General features: G+C 67.6%; 21 protein-coding genes and 2 tRNA genes. 7 read left to right on the top strand and 16 right to left on the bottom strand.

Translation table 11 applies throughout. From position 1 onward, the window contains the following. Nucleotides 1-6: 6 nt before the first annotated feature. A complete protein-coding gene (locus TV39_RS06985; protein ID WP_043480009.1) occupies nucleotides 7-864 on the bottom strand; it encodes a phage holin family protein in 858 nt (285 codons plus the stop codon). A 184-nt stretch (nucleotides 865-1,048) separates the two neighbouring features. On the opposite strand from TV39_RS06985, the gene TV39_RS06980 reads away from it, so the two are divergent. The 3 genes from TV39_RS06980 to TV39_RS06970 all read left to right on the top strand — a co-directional run bounded on the left by TV39_RS06980 (nucleotide 1,049) and on the right by TV39_RS06970 (nucleotide 2,996). Then, nucleotides 1,049-2,272: a multidrug effflux MFS transporter gene (locus TV39_RS06980; protein WP_442853488.1), complete on the top strand. Its 1,224-nt coding sequence runs from the start codon at nucleotides 1,049-1,051 to the stop codon at nucleotides 2,270-2,272. Nucleotides 2,273-2,338: 66 nt separating this feature from the next. Then, nucleotides 2,339-2,518, top strand: coding sequence for a hypothetical protein (locus tag TV39_RS06975; protein WP_043480008.1), 180 nt, complete (start codon nucleotides 2,339-2,341; stop codon nucleotides 2,516-2,518). Nucleotides 2,519-2,585: 67 nt separating this feature from the next. After that, entirely contained in the window at nucleotides 2,586-2,996 is a 411-nt protein-coding gene (locus tag TV39_RS06970; protein ID WP_043480006.1) for a hypothetical protein, read from the top strand. Nucleotides 2,997-3,087: 91 nt separating this feature from the next. On the opposite strand, the gene TV39_RS06965 is transcribed toward TV39_RS06970, so the two are convergent. From TV39_RS06965 to TV39_RS06915, 11 genes are all read right to left on the bottom strand, one after another. Continuing rightward, nucleotides 3,088-3,160: transfer RNA gene (locus TV39_RS06965), tRNA-Asn, on the bottom strand. 126 nt (nucleotides 3,161-3,286) lie between these two features. After that, nucleotides 3,287-3,359, bottom strand: a tRNA-Asn gene (locus tag TV39_RS06960). A gap of 115 nt (nucleotides 3,360-3,474) precedes the next feature. Continuing rightward, nucleotides 3,475-5,361, bottom strand: coding sequence for a DNA primase (gene dnaG / locus TV39_RS06955; protein ID WP_043480001.1), 1,887 nt, complete (start codon nucleotides 5,359-5,361; stop codon nucleotides 3,475-3,477). Between the two features lie 25 nt (nucleotides 5,362-5,386). Continuing rightward, nucleotides 5,387-5,686, bottom strand: coding sequence for a ferredoxin (locus TV39_RS06950; RefSeq protein WP_052500519.1), 300 nt, complete (start codon nucleotides 5,684-5,686; stop codon nucleotides 5,387-5,389). Then, nucleotides 5,683-6,939, bottom strand: coding sequence for an NADH-ubiquinone oxidoreductase-F iron-sulfur binding region domain-containing protein (locus TV39_RS06945; protein ID WP_052500518.1), 1,257 nt, complete (start codon nucleotides 6,937-6,939; stop codon nucleotides 5,683-5,685). Before TV39_RS06945 ends, TV39_RS06950 begins: the two co-directional genes overlap by 4 nt. Continuing rightward, nucleotides 6,936-7,493 carry a ferric reductase-like transmembrane domain-containing protein gene (locus TV39_RS06940; RefSeq protein WP_043479999.1) on the bottom strand — a complete coding sequence of 186 codons (558 nt, stop codon included), beginning with the start codon at nucleotides 7,491-7,493 and terminating at the stop codon, nucleotides 6,936-6,938. The genes TV39_RS06945 and TV39_RS06940 overlap by 4 nt, the downstream gene beginning before the upstream one ends. Beyond that, on the bottom strand, nucleotides 7,486-8,427 hold the full coding sequence (locus TV39_RS06935; protein ID WP_043479998.1) for an FAD:protein FMN transferase: 942 nt from the start codon (nucleotides 8,425-8,427) through the stop codon (nucleotides 7,486-7,488). The genes TV39_RS06940 and TV39_RS06935 overlap by 8 nt, the downstream gene beginning before the upstream one ends. 1 nt (nucleotide 8,428) lies before the next feature. Further along, nucleotides 8,429-8,758, bottom strand: coding sequence for a hypothetical protein (locus TV39_RS06930; RefSeq protein ID WP_043479996.1), 330 nt, complete (start codon nucleotides 8,756-8,758; stop codon nucleotides 8,429-8,431). Between the two features lie 101 nt (nucleotides 8,759-8,859). Further along, on the bottom strand, nucleotides 8,860-10,149 hold the full coding sequence (locus tag TV39_RS06925; protein ID WP_043479994.1) for a deoxyguanosinetriphosphate triphosphohydrolase: 1,290 nt from the start codon (nucleotides 10,147-10,149) through the stop codon (nucleotides 8,860-8,862). Beyond that, nucleotides 10,142-11,323 (bottom strand): tRNA dihydrouridine synthase DusB, encoded by a 1,182-nt coding sequence (gene dusB / locus TV39_RS06920; protein ID WP_043479993.1) that lies wholly within the window; start codon nucleotides 11,321-11,323, stop codon nucleotides 10,142-10,144. Before dusB ends, TV39_RS06925 begins: the two co-directional genes overlap by 8 nt. A gap of 78 nt (nucleotides 11,324-11,401) precedes the next feature. Further along, complete coding sequence (locus TV39_RS06915) at nucleotides 11,402-12,889, bottom strand: YibE/F family protein (RefSeq protein WP_043480255.1); 1,488 nt, start codon at nucleotides 12,887-12,889, stop codon at nucleotides 11,402-11,404. Nucleotides 12,890-13,095: 206 nt separating this feature from the next. Between TV39_RS06915 and TV39_RS06910 the strand changes: the two genes are divergently transcribed. Genes TV39_RS06910 through TV39_RS06900 form a run of 3 tightly spaced genes read left to right on the top strand, consistent with a single transcriptional unit; the run spans nucleotide 13,096 to nucleotide 15,486 of the window. After that, nucleotides 13,096-13,827 carry an alpha/beta hydrolase gene (locus tag TV39_RS06910; protein WP_043479991.1) on the top strand — a complete coding sequence of 244 codons (732 nt, stop codon included), beginning with the start codon at nucleotides 13,096-13,098 and terminating at the stop codon, nucleotides 13,825-13,827. A gap of 2 nt (nucleotides 13,828-13,829) precedes the next feature. Next, nucleotides 13,830-14,642, top strand: coding sequence for a DUF1295 domain-containing protein (locus TV39_RS06905; protein WP_082049559.1), 813 nt, complete (start codon nucleotides 13,830-13,832; stop codon nucleotides 14,640-14,642). Nucleotide 14,643: 1 nt separating this feature from the next. Then, nucleotides 14,644-15,486, top strand: a complete 843-nt coding sequence (locus TV39_RS06900) for a lysophospholipid acyltransferase family protein (protein ID WP_043479989.1) — start codon at nucleotides 14,644-14,646, stop codon at nucleotides 15,484-15,486. 50 nt (nucleotides 15,487-15,536) lie between these two features. Here TV39_RS06900 and TV39_RS06895 read toward each other — a convergent pair whose 3' ends face one another. The 3 genes from TV39_RS06895 to TV39_RS06885 all read right to left on the bottom strand — a co-directional run bounded on the left by TV39_RS06895 (nucleotide 15,537) and on the right by TV39_RS06885 (nucleotide 19,052). Further along, nucleotides 15,537-16,547, bottom strand: a complete 1,011-nt coding sequence (locus TV39_RS06895) for an N-acetyltransferase (protein WP_043479988.1) — start codon at nucleotides 16,545-16,547, stop codon at nucleotides 15,537-15,539. A 2-nt stretch (nucleotides 16,548-16,549) separates the two neighbouring features. Beyond that, nucleotides 16,550-17,935, bottom strand: a complete 1,386-nt coding sequence (locus TV39_RS06890; protein WP_043479986.1) for a glycine--tRNA ligase — start codon at nucleotides 17,933-17,935, stop codon at nucleotides 16,550-16,552. A gap of 124 nt (nucleotides 17,936-18,059) precedes the next feature. Continuing rightward, nucleotides 18,060-19,052 (bottom strand): DMT family transporter, encoded by a 993-nt coding sequence (locus TV39_RS06885; protein ID WP_043479984.1) that lies wholly within the window; start codon nucleotides 19,050-19,052, stop codon nucleotides 18,060-18,062. A 33-nt stretch (nucleotides 19,053-19,085) separates the two neighbouring features. On the opposite strand from TV39_RS06885, the gene TV39_RS06880 reads away from it, so the two are divergent. After that, complete coding sequence (locus TV39_RS06880) at nucleotides 19,086-19,322, top strand: RNA-binding S4 domain-containing protein (RefSeq protein WP_043479982.1); 237 nt, start codon at nucleotides 19,086-19,088, stop codon at nucleotides 19,320-19,322. A 38-nt stretch (nucleotides 19,323-19,360) separates the two neighbouring features. Here the strand turns inward: TV39_RS06880 and TV39_RS06875 are convergent, their stop codons facing one another. After that, complete coding sequence (locus tag TV39_RS06875) at nucleotides 19,361-20,011, bottom strand: alpha/beta hydrolase (protein ID WP_043479980.1); 651 nt, start codon at nucleotides 20,009-20,011, stop codon at nucleotides 19,361-19,363. Nucleotides 20,012-20,057 lie beyond the last annotated feature (46 nt).

Below are 20,057 nucleotides of genomic sequence, written 5' to 3'. Positions count from 1 at the left end.
GTAGCGCTAGCCTTTGAGGAGCTTGCGGAGGAGGACTACGAGGACGGCGGCCGATGCCGCCAGGGCAGCCAGCGGCTTCCAGCGCTCGCCGACCTGGCTCTCGCCGGCACGGTTCAGCAGGGCGGATGCCGAGCGGCTGAGGGATTCTGCCTGGCGGCCTGCGCTGGCCTTGCCGGACTTCAGGCCGGCGTCGGCGGCGGCCAGCAGCAGTTGCGCCTGGGTCTTGACGTCGAGTTCCTCGCCAAGCTCGTCGCGGACGCCCGTCAGGTGCCGACGGCGCTTGTCCAGCCGGCTCCGCAGGTCGGCTTCCGTAGGTGCCGGTCCAAGGTCCGGCTTCGCCGCTTCCTTGGCCTCCTTCTCCGCCTTTTCCTGCGCCGCCTTCGCTTCCTTGGCGGCCTTTGCGGCCTTTGCCTGCTCGGTGGTCGGGTCCAGGACAGCCGGGTTGAACTCCGAGCCTTCCTTCACGATGCCGAGATCGTGTTTGAGACCGCGGATTGTGTCTTCGGGCACCAGCGGCATGGCCTTCTTGAATTTCCTCATGCCGATCAGTGCGCCGATGAGGGCGATGACAAGGAAGACGGCGCACACAAGGAGGGCTGCCAGCCAGGCGGGCATGATGGTGGCAAGCCCCATGATTGCCGCAACAATGAGTCCGGTGATGAGGAAGGCAACGAACACCAGCGCAACAACCAGGAACGCCGCAGCCACCCCGACCTCGATGCCCTTGCGCTTCAGCTCAATCTTCGCGAGGGCGATTTCGTCATTGAGCTGCCGTGGTGCCAGTTTCGCAACGAGCCTCAGAGTTTTGGGCAGCGCCGCAATACTTAGTCCGCCTGTTGTCCGGCCGCTGTGTCGTCCGCTCATCGATCCCGCCTAACTGGTTCCATCTTTGATTCGGATTCCGGTGGATTCCGAGGGCCTGCGCGGCTTCACACACTCCCCGTTGACAAAACTATCATTCAGGTTCGGCCCCTTCTTCGGCTAATAACCCGTGGCGCGCCCTCCAACGCTGTAAAAGTATGATCTGAGCGCCCTAGGATTGATCCCTGTGAGCATTCCCGCCAATCCGGGCGACTCCCTGAGCCGCAAGCGGAAAATCCTGTACATCCTCCTCCTCGGCGCCCTGACCGCACTGGGCCCCTTCACGATCGACCTCTACCTGCCGGCCTTCCCCGCCCTTGAGGCGAGCCTCGGAGTCTCCGAAGCGGAAGTCCAGCTGACGCTGACCGGCACAACCGTGGGCTTCGCGCTGGGACAGCTGGTGGTGGGCCCGCTGAGCGACAAGTTCGGCCGGAGGCTCCCGCTGATCCTTGCGACCGCACTGCACATCACCGCCTCTCTCGGGGCCGCGCTGTCCACGGACCTGGCGACGCTGGGACTGTTCCGGGTACTCATGGGCATCGGCGCTGCCGGCGGCGGCGTGGTGGCCATGGCCATGGTGCGGGACCTTTTCACGGGATACGCCATGGTGCGGATGTTCTCACGGATGGCCCTGGTCAACGGCCTGGCACCGATCCTGGCACCGGTCATCGGGTCCCAGCTCCTGCTGGTCATGCCCTGGCCGGGAATTTTCTATTTCCTGGCCGGCTACGGCTCGCTGGTGATCATCGCCGCAATCCTCCTGGTGCGCGAAACCCTCCCCCGCGAACTCCGGGGCAGGTCGGGCCTGACGGCGGGCCAGCGTTACAAACTGCTCTTTTCGGACCGGATCTTCGTGGGCCTGCTGCTGCTCGGCGGCATGAACTTCGCCGGGCTCTTCGCCTACCTCTCAGCCTCCCCTTTCCTGTTCCAGGATGTGTACGGGTTCTCGCCCCAGCAGTACGGCCTGCTCTTCGGCATCAACTCGCTGGGCATCGTGGCAGGCGTGCAGACCAGCTCCCGCGTGATCAGGCTGGTTCCGCCGCAGTGGATCCTGGCCTGTTCCACCGCGTGGATGTTCCTGATGGCGGTGCTGATCGTCCTTTTCGACCAGCTCGGCTTCGGGCTCTGGGGCGTCATGGTGCCGCTCTGGTTCTACATCCTCGGCACAGGCTTCACTTTTCCCTGCGTGCAGGTCCTGGCACTCTCCAAGCACGGGGCACAGGCAGGGACCGCGGCGTCGCTGCTGGGAGCGGCTACGTTCATGATGGCCGGCATCGTCTCTCCGGTGGTGGGCTGGTTCGGAGACATCTCGGCAACCGTCATGGGCGGAGTCCAAGCCACAAGCATCCTGCTGGCCGCGGCTGCGCTGTGGCTGGTGGTGCGCCCGCGCACGGTTCCCTCCATCCACTAGCCCCCGCGGCCCCACTGGCCCCCGGCCGCCGTCCCGGTGCGCTGAGACCCCCGGTACGCTGAAGCCATGGCCAAGAGACTTAACCGCAACCGCAGGGGGTTGTTCCTCGGCGCGGTGATTGGCGGCGTCGCAGGTTACTTCGCCGGGCGGGCGATGGGGAACCCGGCCATGGGCATCATCCTGGGGGCGATCGCCGGCTCAGCGTTGCTTTACCGGGTCAATCCCGGCCCCTGGAACCGGCCCTGACAAGCTCCCGGGAGCACCGGGCTTAGTGGCCCTGTTCCGGGAATTGCCCGCGCGATAAAGTTGTTTTGTGCCCGACTGGCAGCAGCATCATCCGCCCCTTCCGGCCACGTGGCAACGATGCGACACCGGCATCCTGCCCCTGTGGTGGGAACGGCTGTGCGCACAGACAAGTCCGCAGTCCGCAGCGCTGTACGCCGCCGGACTCTTCACCGAGGACCGGCGCCGTCCCATCGCCCAGTGGTTCAACCCCGCGTTCAACGCCGCGCTCCTGGTGGCCCCGGAAACGTCCCCGGAGTGGCCCGTGCAGCGGTTCGGCATCTTCTACGCTCCGCCGAGCAGCGGCTTCACCAGGGTGCACTCAGCGCCGCACGAGTGGCATCCCCGGGAACCGCGGAAGTCCCCCACCGAGGACGAAGCGTTCCGCGCCGCCATCGATGAGGCGGAACGCTTCCTTCAGGTGGAGATGGACTTCGTCTGACCCGCACTGTTGACTCAGCCAAACAAGCTGTTGACTCAGCCAAACAAAAAGGCCCCGCTGCCGGCTGTTAGCCGGCCGCGGGGCCTGTGCGCTCCTCCTGCTGGACTTGAACCAGCAACCCTTCGATTAACAGTCGAATGCTCTGCCAATTGAGCTAAGGAGGAATGAAGCAGGTATGACATTAGCAAAGGTTCCGCCCCAATGTGAAATCGGGTTCCACGGTAGGCCTGGATACCCCGCCGGGGTATAAAAAAGTCCCCGTTCCGGTGGCCCGGAACGGGGACTGTGCGCTCCTCCTGCTGGACTTGAACCAGCAACCCTTCGATTAACAGTCGAATGCTCTGCCAATTGAGCTAAGGAGGAATGAAGCGGGTACTAGCCTAGCAAGCCCCCGTCAGGAAATGAAATCGGGAAGTGAAACCGGCAACCGAAGCTGAGCGGTGCCGCACTCCTCCTGCCCCGGTTCGCGCACGGGTGGTCAGGCATCGGAACGCAGCGAACGGCGCTCCATTTCCAGCATCATCAACTCCCGGTTCAGCCGCTGGAATTCGTCAGGATGGGCCGAGGCATCCAGCCTCTGCAGCTGTCCCATCTTGTCCGCCTTGACCCTGGTGATCTGCAGTTCGAACAGCCGGGCGAGAATATCCCGGCAGTATCTGAGCACGCCTTCGGCATTGCTCGCCGGAAGCGGCACTACGGCAAGCTCCGAGACCAGCGGGCGGAGTGGCTCCGGCACTTCGTTCATCACCTGTTCCACCCACCGCACAGGATCGCCGGTCAGCCCGGGGCCGGAGGCGCGCATGGCCTCGTGGACGGCCTGGTAGGCGGGCGTCCGGAACCGGGCCGCACTGAACCGGTCCCAGGTCGCGCCAGCCAGCATTGCGGGCTCCTGAAGCGCCACTTCCAGCGCCTGCCGCTCCATGGACGCCACGGGGTCCCGGGGGTCCGGCCTGTTGAAGGACGGCACAACGCCCGACGCCGGCAGCTCGGCTATGCCGGGTGTCCCGCCAGCGCCTGCGGGCGTCTCGCCCTGCGCAGCACGTTTGGCGGCGACGGCCACCGCGCGGCTGACCTCCTCGACGGGCATGCCGAGCCAGCCCGCCAGCTCGCGGGCGTACCCGGGGCGGATACCTGCGTCACGGATCTGGGCCACCACCGGCGCGGACTCCCGCAGGGCCGCAATGCGGCCTTCAACGGTGTCGAGGTTGTGCCTCTTCAGCGAGGCCCTGATGGCGAATTCAAACAGCGGACGGCGGCTGCTGATGAGGTCCCGGACGGCGGAGTCGCCCCGGGCCTGGCGGAGATCGCAGGGATCGGCTCCAGTCGGTTCCACGGCCACGTACGTCTGTGCCACGAAGCGCTGGTCCTCCTCGAAGGCGCGCAGGGCGGCCTTCTGGCCGGCGGCGTCGCCGTCGAAGGTGAAGATGACCTCTCCGCCGGTGCCGTCGTCGGACAACAGCCGCCGGGCGATCTTGATGTGGTCAGCGCCGAACGCGGTCCCGCAGGTGGCCACCGCCGTCGTAATCCCGGACAGGTGGCAGGCCATGACGTCGGTGTACCCCTCCACCACCACCAGCTGCCGTTCCTTCGCGATGTTGCGCTTGGCGAGGTCGATGCCATAGAGCACCTGGGACTTCTTGTAGAGCGTGGTTTCGGGCGTATTGAGGTACTTGGGGCCCTGGTCGTCCTCGTAGAGCTTCCGGGCACCGAAGCCGATGGTGTCGCCAGCGATGTCGCGGATGGGCCATACCAGGCGGCCGCGGAACCGGTCATAGATTCCCCGGTTGCCTTCCGAGAACATGCCCGTCAGCTTCAGCTCCGCATCCGTGTAGCCGCGGCCGCGAAGGTGCTTGAGCAGCGCGTCCCAGCCCTGCGGGGCGTAGCCCACGCCGAACTGTTCGGAGGCGGCGCGGTCGAAGCCGCGGCCGTGGAGGAAGTTGCGGCCCTCTGCGGCCCCGGGGGTCAGCAGCTGGGCACGGAAGAACTCGTCTGCCACTTTGTGGGCGTCCAGGAGGCGTTGCCGCTTGCCCACTTCCTCGCGGTTGGGGCCGGTGCCGCCGTCCTCGTAATGCAGTTCGAAGCCGATCCTGGCCGCCAGCTTTTCAACGGCCTCATGGAACGACGAGTGGTCCAGCTTCTGGACGAAGGAGATGACGTCGCCGTCCTCGCCGCAGCCGAAGCAGTGATACCTGCCCACCTGCGGGCGGACCGTGAACGACGGCGAGCGCTCGTCGTGGAACGGGCACAGGCCCTTGAACGATCCCAGGCCGGCGCCCTTGAGCGTCACGTAGCCGTCGACGACTTCCTTGATGTCCGTGCGCTGGCGTACTTCGTCAATATCTTCGCGTTTAATCAGCCCGGCCACAGAGCCATCCTAGTCGCCGGGTGAACTACCGGCGACCGCGCGGTGGCCGTTCGACGGCGGTCCCCCGGGCGGCGGTCACCGGCTGGCCGCTCCCCCGTTGGCCGTCATCCTGAAAGCTGAGGGCCAGCATCGGGCACAGCGCGACGGCGTCACGTGCAGCCTCGAGGTCAGCGGGCGCCAGGGGAACGTCGGTGCGCTCGCGGCCCACCCGGCCGCGGGCCACGGGATAGCCCCAGTCATCCCGGTCCAGCATTCCGGAGAGCAGTTCGGTGCACAGGCCCCGCCCGTCGCACCTGGTCCAGTCGATGTGAAGGAAGGTACTCACGCCGCCAGGCCTCCGGGGCCGATGCATCGGCCGTTCAGGTGTGCCCGGACGTCGTCGGCGAAAACTTCCAGCGCGCTGCCGGCCAGCCCCGCTGTTCCGTCCGGGTGCCGGCACGCCCCGCGCCCGGACACAAGCCTGGCAAGGCGGTCCAGTTCGCCCGGAAGCCGGGGATTCCTTTCCCCGGCGGCAATGCGGTTGAGGTTCGACGCCATGGCCGGCAGGCCGAACATGCAGGGCCCGCATTGGCGCGCCGATTCCCCGGCGAGGTAGGAGACGATCCGCGCGGTGACCTGGAGTCCGCAGGCACCAGCACCCAGGGCGTGGATAACGCCCGCTCCCGGCCGCACCGCACGGCCCGCGGGCCCCGTGGGCGAAAGCACATACGGGCCCGGCCGGACCCAGCGGCCGTGGTATCCGCCCACCAGCACAGCGGACACTGAGTCCGGGTCCATGCCGGCGGAGCGGAGGACGTCCGGCAGGCTTGCCCCGCCGGGTACCTCCAGGACAACATCGCGGGCCGGAGCCGGTCCGGAAACGGACACCAGCCGGGTGCCCGGATCCGAGGGGGTCCCCGCTTCGCGGAACCATTCCGCCCCATACCTGGCGATCAGGGCAACCTGCGCAAGGGTTTCGACATTGACCACCAGCGTGGGACGCCCGTTGAGTCCCGCCTCACTGAGCCGGCGGCGTTGGTCCAGCGGCAACGCCGAACCGGTGGCAATCCTGTTGACAACGGCGCTCGCCTCGCCGGAGACGAACGTTTCGGGTGCTTCCACCACCTCGATCCGGCGCGCACCCGGGTGCTCCGAAAGGGCGCGCCGCACACCGGGAACGCTGACGGCGGTGACATACAGGTACATCTGAGCCCCGGACAGTGCCCGGGTCAGGGCAAGCAGGCCATCGATCACCAGGTGCGGCGCGTGGGCCAGAAGCGTCCGGTCCTTGAAGCTGAGGGGTTCCCCTTCGGCACCGTTGCCAATCACCACCGGCCGGGCCGGAAGCAGCCCCTTCCGCCCGGACCGGGCCGTGGACATGGCCTTGCGCCCCGTTTCGAAGGCTGCGCCGCCACGGCCCGTAAGGCCTGCTGACTCAAGCACCGTCAGGAATCCGGGCGTCACGGCGTCGGCGTCCAAAGGGCCGAAGGTGTCCAGATGCCGGGTCAGCGCCGGGTCCGGACCTGCCGCCAGCAGCCGGGACACCTGCCGGCCCGCGGGCGGGAGGTGTTGCGCGGACACGTCAGTGAAGGGGTTCACGGGAGGCTGCCTTCACGTGATTTGGACGTTTCGAGGAACCCTGCTGAGAGCCGCCACACCACGGCCGCTGCGACGGCAAGCGCCGACGCCGCCGCCAGCAGGAAGAACCACGTGCTGCCGGCATCGGTGCCGTTTCCGATCGCGTGGGCCATCGCCACGGGCCAGACGCCGTAGCTTAACCAGTGGACGGCTTTGAAGGCACGCTGCCCGATCCGGTGCCGCAGAAAGCCTGTCACCATCACGGCCGCCACGAGATCGAGGGCCACCGTCCCCAGTCCCTGCCAGAACGGCCGGTACGAACCCAGGAAGGGGACCAGGACATCCACCGGGCGCAGCTTGGCGTAGGAGTCAAGAAGGAGGGACCCGATGTGCAGGGCCAGGAATACCGCGGCCAGCAGGGCAAAATTCCGATGCAGGATGCTGATGGAGAACCTGGGCAGCACCAGCAGCGGCCGGCCGGACCGGTTGAGGATGCCCAGCAGCACTGAAGCCGTGAACAGTGCAAGGGCCATGAACCCGCTGGCCCTCCCGAACGCCCACATCGCCTCATCCATGGGAAGCACCCGCCTCCACGGTGTAGCGTTCCGCGGGCCAGCCGCCGACGGCAACAACCCGTCCCTGCTGGTCCACAAAGCGGGCCGGGACGCCTTCCGAGGTAAACCATTCGGGGGCGGCGGTACCCCGGACAACGCCTGCGGTGCTAAACGCGTTGGCCTCAAGGCAGGTGCGGGCGGCCACGGTGACAGAACGCCATACGGCCCGGGCGGGAAGCCCGAAGCGGGGGTCAAGGATGTGATGGACATCGGTTCCGGCGTGCTTCCAGCGCCGCTTCTGCGTACTGGAGGTGGCGAGTGCGAACCCTGGTTCCAAGGCAACATGCTGGCCCGGGTCGGCGGGTAGGTCCTGGACGAAGATCTGCCACGGGCCCGGGCGCCCGGACGCTGCAGGTGCCGGACCGGCGGTTGCCAGGTCTCCACCCAGGCACACGAGCGCCCCGCAGCCCAGGACGGCGTTCACCTCGGTCGCGGCAAGGTCTGCCGCTACAGCTTTGGCTGTTGCGCCCAGGTCCAGCCGGAGATCGGCAGGAACGGTCAGCGTGTGTCCTTCGAGTGCAATGCGCTGCCAGCCCGGAACACGGCCGGCAGCGCGCGCAGGTTCTGCTTCCAGCGGCACGCTGACTAGTCCGCGGGCATACCCCAGGGCATCCAGGTCGGCGCCAAGGGTTGGATCGACGTCGCCGTCCGTCAGGTGCGCTGCAGCGAGCGCGCGTTCCATCAGGTGGCGGAGTGTCTCGCTGACGGTGACACCGGCGGCCATGTCGGGCTGGAGCATCATCAGCTCCGAATCGCCGCGGAAACGGCTGCAGGCCAAGTCCACCTCAGCGACGATGCGGCGTACTATCCGTTCCGCGTCCGGCAGCAGCCCCGGATCGGTGACGGTGAGGCTGGCGTCGAGCCCCCAGACCGTCCAGCTGGATTGGCCGTCCACGTCAGGACCCCGATGACTGTCCGTGGGCAAAGCCGCCGCTGCCCGGCTGCACGGGGCTGGTACCGCCATAGCCACGCTGGCGCCGAACGCCGTTGTCCTCAGTACTGCCGGAATAGCCGCCTGACGGGGAGCCGCTTGAGGAGGATCCTCCCGGTGTAGTGGCCCCTCCCGGAGCCTGGGACGTCGAGGTGGTGGAATTCGCTGTGGAAAGGACCGACGGCGTGGCGGAATAGATCGCTGCGGCGGCGACGCCGGCGGTCGCGAGACTGCCTACGCCCACGGCTGCGGTGATGCCGCTGGCCAGGCGCTTGCCCCTGTTGCGGGTACTCATGACCTGCTCCCGTCTCTTGCGCTCTGCTCGTACGGTCTGCCTGTCCTTCTATACTCCTCGCGCTTCCTGTGTAAATTCTTAGAACCAGCTGTTGATCGGCCTCACCACAGCGACGGCAGGCTGCCGACCAACCGTTCGTACATCGCCAAAGCTGAACCGTCGGTGAGTGAGGCGACCTGGTCGATGACGACGCGAAGACGCGCGCCGTCGTCGGCCGCGTCCCGCCAGTCGGCAGCGAACATCGGCTCAAGGTGGCGGTCCCCGGTGGCGTTCAGCGCCGTCACCAGGGCGTGCAGGACTTCGCGCTGGCGTTCGTAGATGGGCTGGCGGTGTTCGGTGGTCATCACGAACGTGGTGGCAAGGCCCTTCATGACGGCGATTTCCATGACCGTTTCATCCGGCACCATCAGCTCGGCGTTGTACCGGGTGAGGTCTTCGGGGCCGTAGACGGCCCGCGTTGTCTCCAGTGCGCTCTGGCAGAACCTGCCGATCAACTGGCTGGTCATGTTTTTCAGCGCGGCCATCGCCTTGCGGCTGCCGTCGGCCTCGCGGACCCAGACGTCCGTGGCCTCCAGCCGGGCCAGCGCGGCATCGATGGCAGCGGGATCGTTGTGCGGCAGGTACCACTGCCTGGCGTAGCCCACCACGCGGGCGCGGTGGTCCGGGTTGTCCATCCAGCGGAGCTGGAAGTGGCCCGCCACGATGGCATCCTCGACGTCGTGCACCGAGTAGGAGATGTCGTCCGCGAGGTCCATGACCTGCGCCTCCAGGCAGGACCTGCGCTCCGGCGCTCCCTCCCGGATCCAGTCAAAGATGGGCAGGTCATCCTCATAGGCGCCGAACTTGCTGGTCCGCTGGCCGTGGATCACCGGGGCATTCAACGCCGACCACGGGTACTTGGCAGCGGCGTCAAGGCTGGCCCGGGTGAGGTTCAGCCCGGCCGGGGTTCCGTCCGCGGCCAGCACCTTGGGCTCCAGCCGGGTCAGCAACCGGAGGGTCTGGGCGTTGCCCTCAAAGCCGCCGATGGCGTGCGCCATCTCGTTCAGGGCGGACTCGCCGTTGTGCCCGAAGGGCGGGTGGCCAAGGTCATGGCTGAGGCAGGCAGTGTCCACAACGTCGGGATCGCAGCCCAGCGCCCGGCCCAGTTCGCGGCCCACCTGGGCCACTTCGAGGCTGTGCGTGAGCCTGGTCCGGACGAAGTCGTCCGTGTCCGGTGCAACCACCTGGGTTTTTGCCCCAAGCCGGCGCAGCGCCGAGGAGTGCAGGACCCGTGCCCGGTCCCGTTCGAAGTCGGAGCGGTAGGTGGTTTTGGGCGGTTCCTCCACCCAGCGGGCGGAGTCATGGGCCTCGTAGCCCGGCAGCACGGGGGCCGTGGTCCGGGTTTCAGCCACCTGACACGTCCAGTTCCGCGGCGGCGATGTCGCGTGTCTGGTCAGCGTCCATCTGCCGGCTGAGCAGCCAGTCCTTGGGCAGGGCGGGCTTCTTGGGGGAACCGGCACGTCCGCGGGGGCCCTCAGCATCGACGCCGGGGTACGGAGAGTCCTGGTCCAGTTCGGCCAGCGTTTCGCGCAGGACCTGAAGGCTGGTCACCATGGCCAGCCGCGTCCGCAGTTCGCTGCCCACCACGTAGCCCTTGAAGTACCAGGCCATGTGCTTGCGGATCTCGCGGAGTGCTTTGCCTTCATCGTTGCCAAAGGTTTCGACCATGAGCTCCGCATGGCGGTATACACCTTCGGCCACTTGCCGCAGGTTGGGCTTGTGGCGTTTGTCGCTGCCTTCGAACGCGGCCTGCAGGTCGCCGAACAGCCACGGGCGTCCCTGGCAGCCGCGGCCCACCACCACGCCGTCCACGCCGGTTTCCCGGACCATCCGCACGGCGTCTTCGGCGGACCAGATGTCGCCGTTGCCCAGCACGGGAACGTCCGGCAGCGCCTCACGCAGCCGTGCGATGGCTGACCAGTCCGCCTGGCCGGAGTAGAACTGCGAGGCGGTGCGGCCGTGGAGCGCGACGGCGGCAACTCCGGAATCGCGGGCGATCCGCCCGGCGTCGAGGTACGTCAGGTGGTCCTCGTCGATGCCCTTGCGCATCTTGATGGTCAGCGGGATGCCGCCTTTGGAGGCTTCCCGGACGGCCGTCTGCACGATGGAGGTGAAGAGGTCGATCTTCCACGGCAGGGCGGAGCCGCCGCCGCGGCGCGTCACCTTGGGCACGGGGCAGCCGAAGTTGAGGTCGATGTGGTCCGCCCGGTCCTCGTCGACGAGCATCCTGACGGCCTGGCCAACGGTCACGGGGTCCACGCCGTAGAGCTGGACGGAACGCACTTTTTCGTCGGGGTCGTGGGAGATGATCCGCAGGGATTCGGGGGTTCGCTCCACCAGCGCACGCGAGGTGACCATCTCCGCAACGTACAGGCCGCCGCCGTATTCGCGGCACAGCCTGCGGAAGGCGGAGTTGGTAATGCCCGCCATGGGCGCCAGGATCACGGGAGTGTCCACCGTGATGGGGCCCAGCTTCAGGGGCGGGAGTTCCAGCTTGGGGGCGGGAGGCGTTGCTACAACAGTCACCCGTTCATTGTCTCAAAGCCGGGCAAATCGGCGAGCCGGCTGCCGGAACGCTGCTCCTGCGGCGTCGCCCGGCCCGCATTACTCCCCTTCTGCGGCCCGCCGTGCCCGGCGGCTGCCGGGCAGTGGTTCCCGCCCGGGCTCACGGGACGCGGGGGAACCGGCGGGGCGCGTCCGCCCGCCGCGGGAAACCGCCGCTGCCGCCGCGAGCGCGCCGGTGTCCGCGACGTCGTCGGGCGTTACCGGCGGCCGGCCGGGCACGGAACCGGCCGTTCCCGCTCCGTTAGCGGGCCTGATCCCGGTGGCCTTGACCACCAGCACCGCGATCAGCGTGGTGACGGGGATGGCCAGCACCAGCCCCACCGAACCGACGAGGGTCCTGATGACTTCCTCGGACAGTTCAGCACTGGTCAGGGCCTCGCCGAGCGGGCGGTCGTACAGCATCACGATGATGAGGATGGGCAGCGCCGCCCCTGCGTAGGCAAAGGCGATGGTGTAGACGGTGGAGGCGATATGGTCGCGGCCGATCCGCATGGCCGAGGAGAAGAGCTGGCGGGCGCTGGTCTCCGGCGCAAGTTCGTACAGTTCCCACACCGCCGAGGACTGGGTGATGGTGACGTCGTTCAGGACGCCGAGCCCGGAAATGATCAGGCCGCAGAGGATGATGCCGGAGATGGAGATGTTGTCCGAAATGTTCGCCAGCGTGGCGGCATCGTGGCTGCCCACGCCGGCCAGGTTTGCTGCGTCGGTGGCCCAGGCCGCCAGGAGGGCCGTGATGCCCAGGCCGAACATGGTGCCCAGCAGCGCCGTGGAGGTTCGCGCCGAGAAGCCGTGCGCGAAGTAGAGGACACCGATCATGATCACGGTGGATCCCACCAGCGCCAGCAGCAGGGGCGGTTTTCCTTCCACCAGCCCGGGTAGCATGAACGTCACCAGCACCGCGTAGGCGCCCACCAGTCCGATCAGTGCCCGCAGCCCGCGCCAGCGCGCCACGGCGATCACCACGGCCGCGTAAAGGACTGCCAGCAGGATGATGGGCAGCGTGCGGACGAAGTCCACGAAGATGTAGGCGGGCGCGCCCTGCCCTGCGGACGCGCCCTGCGCGTTGGAGAGGTTCAGGTAGCGGATGTTATCCCCCACTTTGACGCCGTGGGACTTCACCACGTCCGGGTTGATCACCACTTTGACCGGGTTGCCGCCCTTGTCCGGCTCGGTAAAGGCGAAGGTGCACTCACTCCCCGGCTGCGTGGCGCCCTGGCCGGTGTCCTGGCCCGTGCCGGGCTGGGCGGCCGGGTTTTGGCCGGTGTTTCCCTGGATGCAGCTTTCCACCACCACCCGCTGGATCTTGCCGGTGTCGAAGGTCACGCCGGGGGCGGCGGCGTACGGGCTGGCCAGCTTCAGGTCCTCCTTGTTCCCGGACGGCCACATCATGGCCATGGCCGCCAGTGTCAGGAGGGTCAGCGGAACCAGCACTGCCGCGAGAAGCCAGTTGGCCCGCTTACGCGCAGCGAGAGCCCGGGGTGTCGGCTCCGATTGGTCCGTGTGACCGTGCGAGTGTCCGGCACCCATCAGCAGAAAAACCTCATGCCAGAACTTTACGCGGAACCACCGGCCCCTCCGGTCGCCCATCTTCACCAGCGGCGGCTCCGAATGTCAGGTGGAAGCCCTGTTGTCGGGTGCCCGTGCACCCCCGGCCGCGCCGGAAATGAACACCGGAACTAAACACGGGAACCCTTGGGTTTATAACTGTAGGACGAGGAGTCTGGAGGCCCCGCATGGGTAATCGCAGGAATGACGACGCAAGCACCAAGCCCGTACTGACGGTGCGCGAGGCGGCGGGAGAGACCCGCGGCGTGGCACTCGTGCTGCATGGCGGCCGCTCGCACAGCTACGAGCCCGTTGAGGCCCGCCACTTGAGCCCGGCCCGGATGGTGCCGTTCGCGAAGCACCTGCACCGGGCCGGCGGCAGCCACGGGCTTGCGGTCTGGACGCTTCGCAACAGCGTGCGCGGCTGGAACGGCCCGGACATGTCACCGCTGCAGGATGCCCGCTGGGCGCTCGCCCGGATCCATGACGAACACCCGGGCGTGCCCGTGTACCTGCTGGGGCACTCCATGGGCGGGCTCACCGCCCTTTGCGCCGCCGACGATGCCCAGGTGGATGCGGTGGTGGCCCTGGCCCCGTGGCTGAGTGCCGAGACACCGGCGGAGAACGTGGCAGGGCGCCGGGTGCTCATTGTGCACGGCTCCACGGACCGCTGGACGAGTCCCGCCGAATCCTGGAAATTTGCCCAGCGCGCCACCGCCCGGGCCAAGGAGCTGCGCTATGTGTCGCTGGCCGGGGCAGGCCATTTTATGTTCCGTAAGGTCCGGCTGTGGCACACCCTGGCCACCGGCTTTGTCCTCAAGGCCTTCGCCGAATCCGCCGGTGTGGAGCTGGAAAGCGGCCGCGGACGGTTTGACGCCCTGTTGCCGGCAACCGCCCCCGGCGCCCCGGTGGTGCTGTGATGCTGGCGGATTTCCCCCTGAACGAATTCCTGGCGAGCCTGCCGTGGACGGCCCTCGCCGTGGCAGCAGTCCTGGCGGTGACCTTCGCCGTGGCCGTGGCGCAGCGGAGGCACTCCGTCATGGACGTCGCCTGGGGCCCAGGCTTCGCTGCCATCGCCGCGGTTTCGTGGCTGCTCTCCGCAGGAACGGGCGACGACGGCCGGCGCCTCCTGCTGTTGGTGCTGACGGGTGTGTGGGGCCTCCGCCTCGGGGCCCACATCGGCTGGCGTGCGCGCGGCGGCCACGAGGACCCCCGCTACGAGGCAATGCTCAGCGACGCCCCGGGTTCCCGCAATGTGTACGCTCTGCGCCGTGTCTACCTGCCCCAGGGCCTGGTGATGTTCTTCGTCTCCCTCACGGTTCAGGTGGGCATGTTCGCCACCGGCTCGGTGGGCTGGGTTGCCGTCCTGGGAGTGGTCCTGTGGGTGGTGGGCTTCGTGTTCGAAACGGTGGGCGACTGGCAACTGGCACAGTTCAAGAAGGACCCGTCCAACAAGGGAACGGTACTCAACACCGGGCTGTGGCGTTACACCCGCCACCCCAACTACTTTGGCGATGCCGCCGTCTGGACCGGGCTGTTCCTGGTTGCCGCCGACTCCTGGCCCGGTATCCTGACCGTCCTCTCCCCCGCGCTGATGGTCTGGGCGCTGGCGGGAAAGACCGGGAAGCCGCTCACGGAGAAGGCTATGTCCGCCCGGCCAGGGTACAAGGAGTACGTCGAGTCGACGTCGGGCTTTATCCCCTGGCCTCCGCGGCGGCCGGCGGGCGGGCGCTGAGATGGCATGGCGGCCGCAGCCGAACGACCGCTTCTACCGCTTCATCGTCCGCACCGGGCTGGCGCTGCGCCGGCTCTTCCTGATCCGCGTCATTGTCTCGGGCCGCGAACACCTGCCGTTGCCGGGACCGCTCAACGGCCCGTCCCGCCGGGTGGTGCCGGGTGAGGGGGCCGTGGTTGCCATCACCCATTTCGGGTACCTGGATTTTGCCTTTGCGGAGCTGCTCCTGTGGTGGAACAACCGTGCCGAGATGCGCTACCTCGTCACCCAGGGCGCGGCCGACCACTGGCTGGCTGGTCCTGCCATCAGCGCCGCCGGGCACGTTGTGGTCCCCTACGGTCCCGGCAGCGGCGCCTACGACGCAGCGGTCGCTAAACTGCGCGAAGGCGAATACATCGCCATCCTTCCTGAAGCAGGGGTGAGCCGCAGCTTCACGGTCCGCCACTGCAAGACCGGAGCCGTACGGATGGCGGCAGAGGCCGGCGTGCCGATCATTCCGGTCTCGGTGTGGGGCGGCCACCGCCTGATGACCCGGCACCACGGGTTCTCACCGCGCCGCGCCTGGCGCGCGCCGGTACGGATCCATGTGGGCGAGCCGCTGCTGCCCGCGGACTTGCCGGACCCTGCCCAGGACGCCGATGCTGCCACCGAACAGCTCAGGATGGTCCTGCAGGCCGGGATCGACACTGCAATCAAGGACTTTCCGCTCACCCCGCGGCCCGGGGCATGGTGGATGCCCGCGCATTTGGGTGGCGGGGCCCCCACGGAAGAGGAACGCCAGCGGCTGGATCAGGCCGAAGGGCCCCGGCGCCCAGGGGGACGGCGCGGCCCACAGAAAGCTTAAGCAGGCAGGCCCGCAGTAGCGGACTACTGCGGGCCTGCCGTTTGGGGGTCCTAGGCGGGGTCGGAAACCACCAGGGTTTCGGTGCCCCGGAGGCTGGCCTTGCCGTCCTCCAGCAAAGGTTCGACGACGGCGCGCAGGGCAGTCATTGAGTCGTCCAGTTCCAGCACCACGGGGTGCTGGAACGCGATGAGCGCCAGCAGGTCGCGGACGGCAGCGCGGGCCTCCTCCCCGGACAGCTTCGGCTCATGGCCGACGAACACATCCGTGGGCTGCCCCGACGCAGAGCCTGCGCCGTCGGCCGCCGCGTTCCCGCCGGCGGGGGCCAGCTCCGCGTAGCTGATGGCAAACGCCTCGAGCCGGCCCTTCCTGCTGGCCGGGACGCCCTGGCCGAACGCGCTGGCCTTCGGTGCCCGCAGCACAATGGCTCCGTGCGCCCCGCTGAGTTCATCGAGGAACAACCGCTGCACCGTGCCGATGCTCAGTTCGCCCGGGCTGTCCCAGCCGTGAACAGCCGTGTAGTAGCGGCCCACCACGTCGCTGAGTTCGACCGATCCTGTGGCAAGGTCTTCGATCTGCTCCGAAGCAGCCGCCTCAGAGCCGTCGCCGAAGACCGGCAGCTTGAGCGCGCCGGGTTCAACCACAACGAGGCGTGAGCGCTGGATGGGAACCAGCCCGGCAGCTTCGGCGAAGGCGGCCCCGGGAGTGCCCGGTTCCACCTTGGTCCGCAGCCTGGACACGCCCGACGGCGCCCGGCCCGCCTCGTGCCGGAGCATGGTCAGCAGCGTGGAACCAACACCGGCGCGTCGGTGGTCCTTTGCCACCTCGATGTAGGCCCAGAGCCGCTCGGGGTGGAGGGAGGCTTCGTGGACGACGGCGGCCGCCACCGGGATGGCCACGCCGTCGACGACGTCCTCGGCCACGATGCAGCGGCGCCACGGCGAGTTGCCCGAGGGCGCCAGGGTGCCGCGGAACTGCCGTGCCTGCTCGGTCTCCGGGCCGCCCCACAGTTCGAGCAGTGCAAGGTCGTCGCCCTCACGCCATTCGCGGTATTCGATGGCCATGCTCAGGCGCCGATCAGCCGTGCGGCCAGGTAGCCTTCCACCTTGTCCAGGGAGACGCGTTCCTGGCTCATGGTGTCGCGTTCGCGGATGGTCACGGCCTGGTCCTCGAGGGTGTCGAAGTCCACGGTGATGCAGAACGGGGTGCCGATCTCATCCTGGCGGCGGTAGCGGCGGCCGATGGCGCCGGCGTCGTCGAAGTCGATGTTCCAGTTCTTGCGGAGCTGGGCGCCCAGGGCCTTCGCCTTCGGGGACAGGTCCTCGTTTCGGCTCAGCGGCAGCACAGCGGCCTTGACGGGGGCCAGGCGCGGGTCCAGCTTCAGCACGGTACGGACGTCCACGCCGCCCTTCGCGTTGGGGGCCTCGTCCTCGGTGTAGGCGTCGATGAGGAACGCCATGAAGGAACGGGTCAGGCCTGCCGCCGGTTCGATCACGTACGGGGTGTAGCGCTCGTTGGTGGCCTGGTTGAAGTAGCTCAAGTCGTGGCCGGAAGCCTTGGAGTGCGTGGAGAGGTCGAAGTCCGTGCGGTTGGCAATGCCTTCCAGCTCGCCCCACTCGGAGCCCTGGAAGCCGAAGCGGTATTCGATGTCCGTGGTGCCCTTGGAGTAGTGGCTCAGCTTCTCCAGCGGGTGCTCGAAGAAACGCAGGTTTTCGGCTTTGAGGCCCAGGCCGGTGTACCAGTCCATGCGTTCCTTCATCCAGTACTGGTGCCACTGCTCGTCCGTGCCCGGCTCCACGAAGAATTCCATTTCCATCTGCTCGAACTCACGGGTGCGGAAGATGAAGTTTCCGGGCGTGATCTCGTTGCGGAAGGACTTGCCGATCTGGCCGATGCCGAACGGCGGCTTCTTCCGGGAGGTGGTGAGCACGTTGTTGAAGTTCACGAAGATGCCCTGTGCGGTTTCCGGGCGCAGGTAGTGCATGCCTTCCTCGTTGGCCACCGGGCCGAGGAAGGTCTTGAGCAGGCCGGAGAATTCCTGGGGCTCGGTCCATTCACCGCGGGTGCCGCAGTTCGCGCAGGCGATGTCCTTCAGGCCGTTTTCGGCCGGACGGCCCTTCTTTTCCTCGTACTCTTCTTCGAGGTGGTCGGCCCGGTAGCGCTTGTGGCAGGAAAGGCACTCCACCAGGGGATCGGAGAAGACCTCCACGTGGCCGGAGGCTTCCCAGACCTGGCGGGGAAGGATGACGGAGGAGTCCAGCCCCACCACGTCCTCGCGGCCGCGGACCACGGACTGCCACCACTGGCGCTTGATGTTTTCCTTCAGCTCGGCTCCGAGGGGCCCGTAGTCCCAGGCAGAACGGGAGCCACCGTAGATTTCACCGGCCTGGAAAACGAAGCCCCTCCTCTTGGAGAGGGAGATGACCTGGTCGAGAACGGATTTTGCTGCCATGGGGAACTCCAATTTCTACAGGGCCGCTGGGTGCGGTCCGCGCGGTTTCTAGGCCCCTGTGCCTGGCTGGTGCCGGGCGGGGCGGTACGAAGGAAAGAATGTGCAGGAAGCTGCGTGTCCTAGCCTACCGGCCCGGCTGCCGCTTGAGGGCGCCGCGCGGCCACGGAAGGGTGGCCAGGACTATCGCGCCGAGGGTCAGGACGGTGCCGAGGACGGTGGGCAGGGCCACCACAGTGCCGGGGGCGGGAAAGGCAAGGTCCAGGCCCAGCGAACCCAGCAACTGCCCCGCAATCATGCCCAGTCCGGTGACCAGTACGCCCAGGCTCCGGACCAGCAGTGCGCCCAGCCCGATGAATGCGCAGCCCATGGGACCGCCCAGGTAGTACCACCATTCCGGGGGCAGCCCATTGCCTGCCCCGGCCACAGCCAGCTTGATCAGCCACGCGAGCCAGAGCACTATGGCGCCCGAGATGAAATTCACCAGCGTGGCCGCGATCGGTGAGCCGTAATGCACCGTGGCGGTCCCGTTCATTGCCTGCTGGAAACTCATCAGGAACCCGGCAATAACAGGCAGGAGAACCGGCAGGAGCAGCTGGGCCGGCTCCGCCCCTCCGCCGGCACCCGCGCCGCCGAACCGTGGGGACACAGCCCATGCGACGGCGGCGATGGTCAGCACGGTGCCCAGGACGCGGATGCCGGTGACGGACTTCTTGCCGGCGGGCCCGATGCCGAGCCGGTCCACCAGCAGCCCGCTCAGGGTCTGCCCGGTGACGGTGGCCACGGTAAACAGCGCCACGCCCAGCAATCCCACGGTGAAGGACTGCGCAAAGACGAAGAAGGCCCCGATGCCGCCGGCCATCACGTAGACCGGCGGAAAACGGCGTTCCCGCAGGGCGGGCAGGATCTGCGCCAGCCCGCGGCGTCCCCGCGGCAGGACCAGCGAGACCAGGACCATCACGATGAGTCCCGTGGTGAAGCTCACCACGGCCGCGGCGATGCCATCGTTCAACCGGGCACCCAGCGCACCGTTTATGCGGCCCTGGACGGGGATGGCGAGTCCGGCGGCTACAGCCAGCGGCAGTCCTGCAATGAGTGGGAGACGGGGTGCATGGGTCACTGGATTCACCTTACGTCAGGCATCATTGCTTGTATGAGCAACCCGGAAATCGAAGAGATCCCCATCCGCGACGACATGATCCGCCTGGGCCAGCTCCTGAAGCTGGCCAGCCTCGTGGAGGACGGCGTCGAGGCCGCGGAGCTGATCAGGAACGGGCTCGTCAAGGTCAACGGCGAAATCGACGACCGCCGCGGCCGGCAGCTGCACCACGGCGACACCGTCACCGTGAATGGCCGGACCGTGCGGATTCTCACACCCGCCGCTTCCTGACCTTTCCGGCTGACCGTCCGCGGCTGGCCACGGAGGGACTACTTCTTCAACACCTCGTGGGTGAGGAATTCGGAAACGTGGCCGATCTCCTGCTGGTTGATCCCGTGCCACATCCCTGCGTAGAGCACCTTTGTCAGCTTCACGTGCTTGCGGACCCAGCCCATGGTGTATTCGATCTTGTCCTGGGTGATGACGGGATCCTGCTGGTCGCGGCCCCAGAACAGCGGGACGGTGCCGTCCAGTTCGTCGTCGCGGAAACTCGGGTCCCCGCCGGCGTTCACCACAAAGCCGGAAAGCCCGACGACGGCGGCGAAGTCCGCGGGGCGCTGCCTCAGCAGGGTGGTGGCCATCGCCATTCCCATGGAGAACCCGAGCAGGGTGACGGACGGGTGGTCGCCCTTGACGCCGTCGAGCCATTCCAGAACAAAGGCGGCGGCCTCCTTGACCGCGTCAAGGGAGTAGTCGGCGGAGTCCGTCAGGGGAAACCAGGTGAACCCCGGGCCCATGGCGATGGGGGCACGGACGGATGCCACCGCGAAATCGCCGGGCAACAGCTCGGCCAGGCTGAGCAGGTCCTGTTCGTTGGCACCATAGCCGTGCAGCAGAACCAGCAGTGGCTTTCCCGAGCGTTCTTCGTCGGGAGTGGACCACAGGACAACAGGGGCAGTGGAAACGTCGGCTTCAGTCATGGAACCATTCTTGCAGTTACCGCCCGGTAACAACCTACGGTGGCGT

It is taken from the genome of Arthrobacter sp. SPG23, assembly GCF_000876655.1.
Taxonomy (GTDB): Bacteria; Actinomycetota; Actinomycetes; order Actinomycetales; family Micrococcaceae; genus Arthrobacter.
Note: the sequence above shows the minus strand (reverse complement) of the source record. Positions and strands in the feature narration are given on the sequence as shown.

Bases quoted from the DNA above. Each gene is read 5' to 3' on its own strand.
- TV39_RS06985 (WP_043480009.1), bottom strand. From the start codon at position 864: ATGAGCGGACGACACAGCGGCCGGACAACAGGCGGACTAAGTATTGCG.
- TV39_RS06975 (WP_043480008.1), top strand. From the start codon at position 2,339: ATGGCCAAGAGACTTAACCGCAACCGCAGGGGGTTGTTCCTCGGCGCG.
- TV39_RS06940 (WP_043479999.1), bottom strand. From the start codon at position 7,493: ATGGATGAGGCGATGTGGGCGTTCGGGAGGGCCAGCGGGTTCATGGCC.
- TV39_RS06930 (WP_043479996.1), bottom strand. From the start codon at position 8,758: ATGAGTACCCGCAACAGGGGCAAGCGCCTGGCCAGCGGCATCACCGCA.
- TV39_RS06915 (WP_043480255.1), bottom strand. From the start codon at position 12,889: ATGGGTGCCGGACACTCGCACGGTCACACGGACCAATCGGAGCCGACA.
- TV39_RS06910 (WP_043479991.1), top strand. From the start codon at position 13,096: ATGGGTAATCGCAGGAATGACGACGCAAGCACCAAGCCCGTACTGACG.
- TV39_RS06900 (WP_043479989.1), top strand. From the start codon at position 14,644: ATGGCATGGCGGCCGCAGCCGAACGACCGCTTCTACCGCTTCATCGTC.
- TV39_RS06895 (WP_043479988.1), bottom strand. From the start codon at position 16,547: ATGGCCATCGAATACCGCGAATGGCGTGAGGGCGACGACCTTGCACTG.
- TV39_RS06890 (WP_043479986.1), bottom strand. From the start codon at position 17,935: ATGGCAGCAAAATCCGTTCTCGACCAGGTCATCTCCCTCTCCAAGAGG.
- TV39_RS06880 (WP_043479982.1), top strand. From the start codon at position 19,086: ATGAGCAACCCGGAAATCGAAGAGATCCCCATCCGCGACGACATGATC.
- TV39_RS06875 (WP_043479980.1), bottom strand. From the start codon at position 20,011: ATGACTGAAGCCGACGTTTCCACTGCCCCTGTTGTCCTGTGGTCCACT.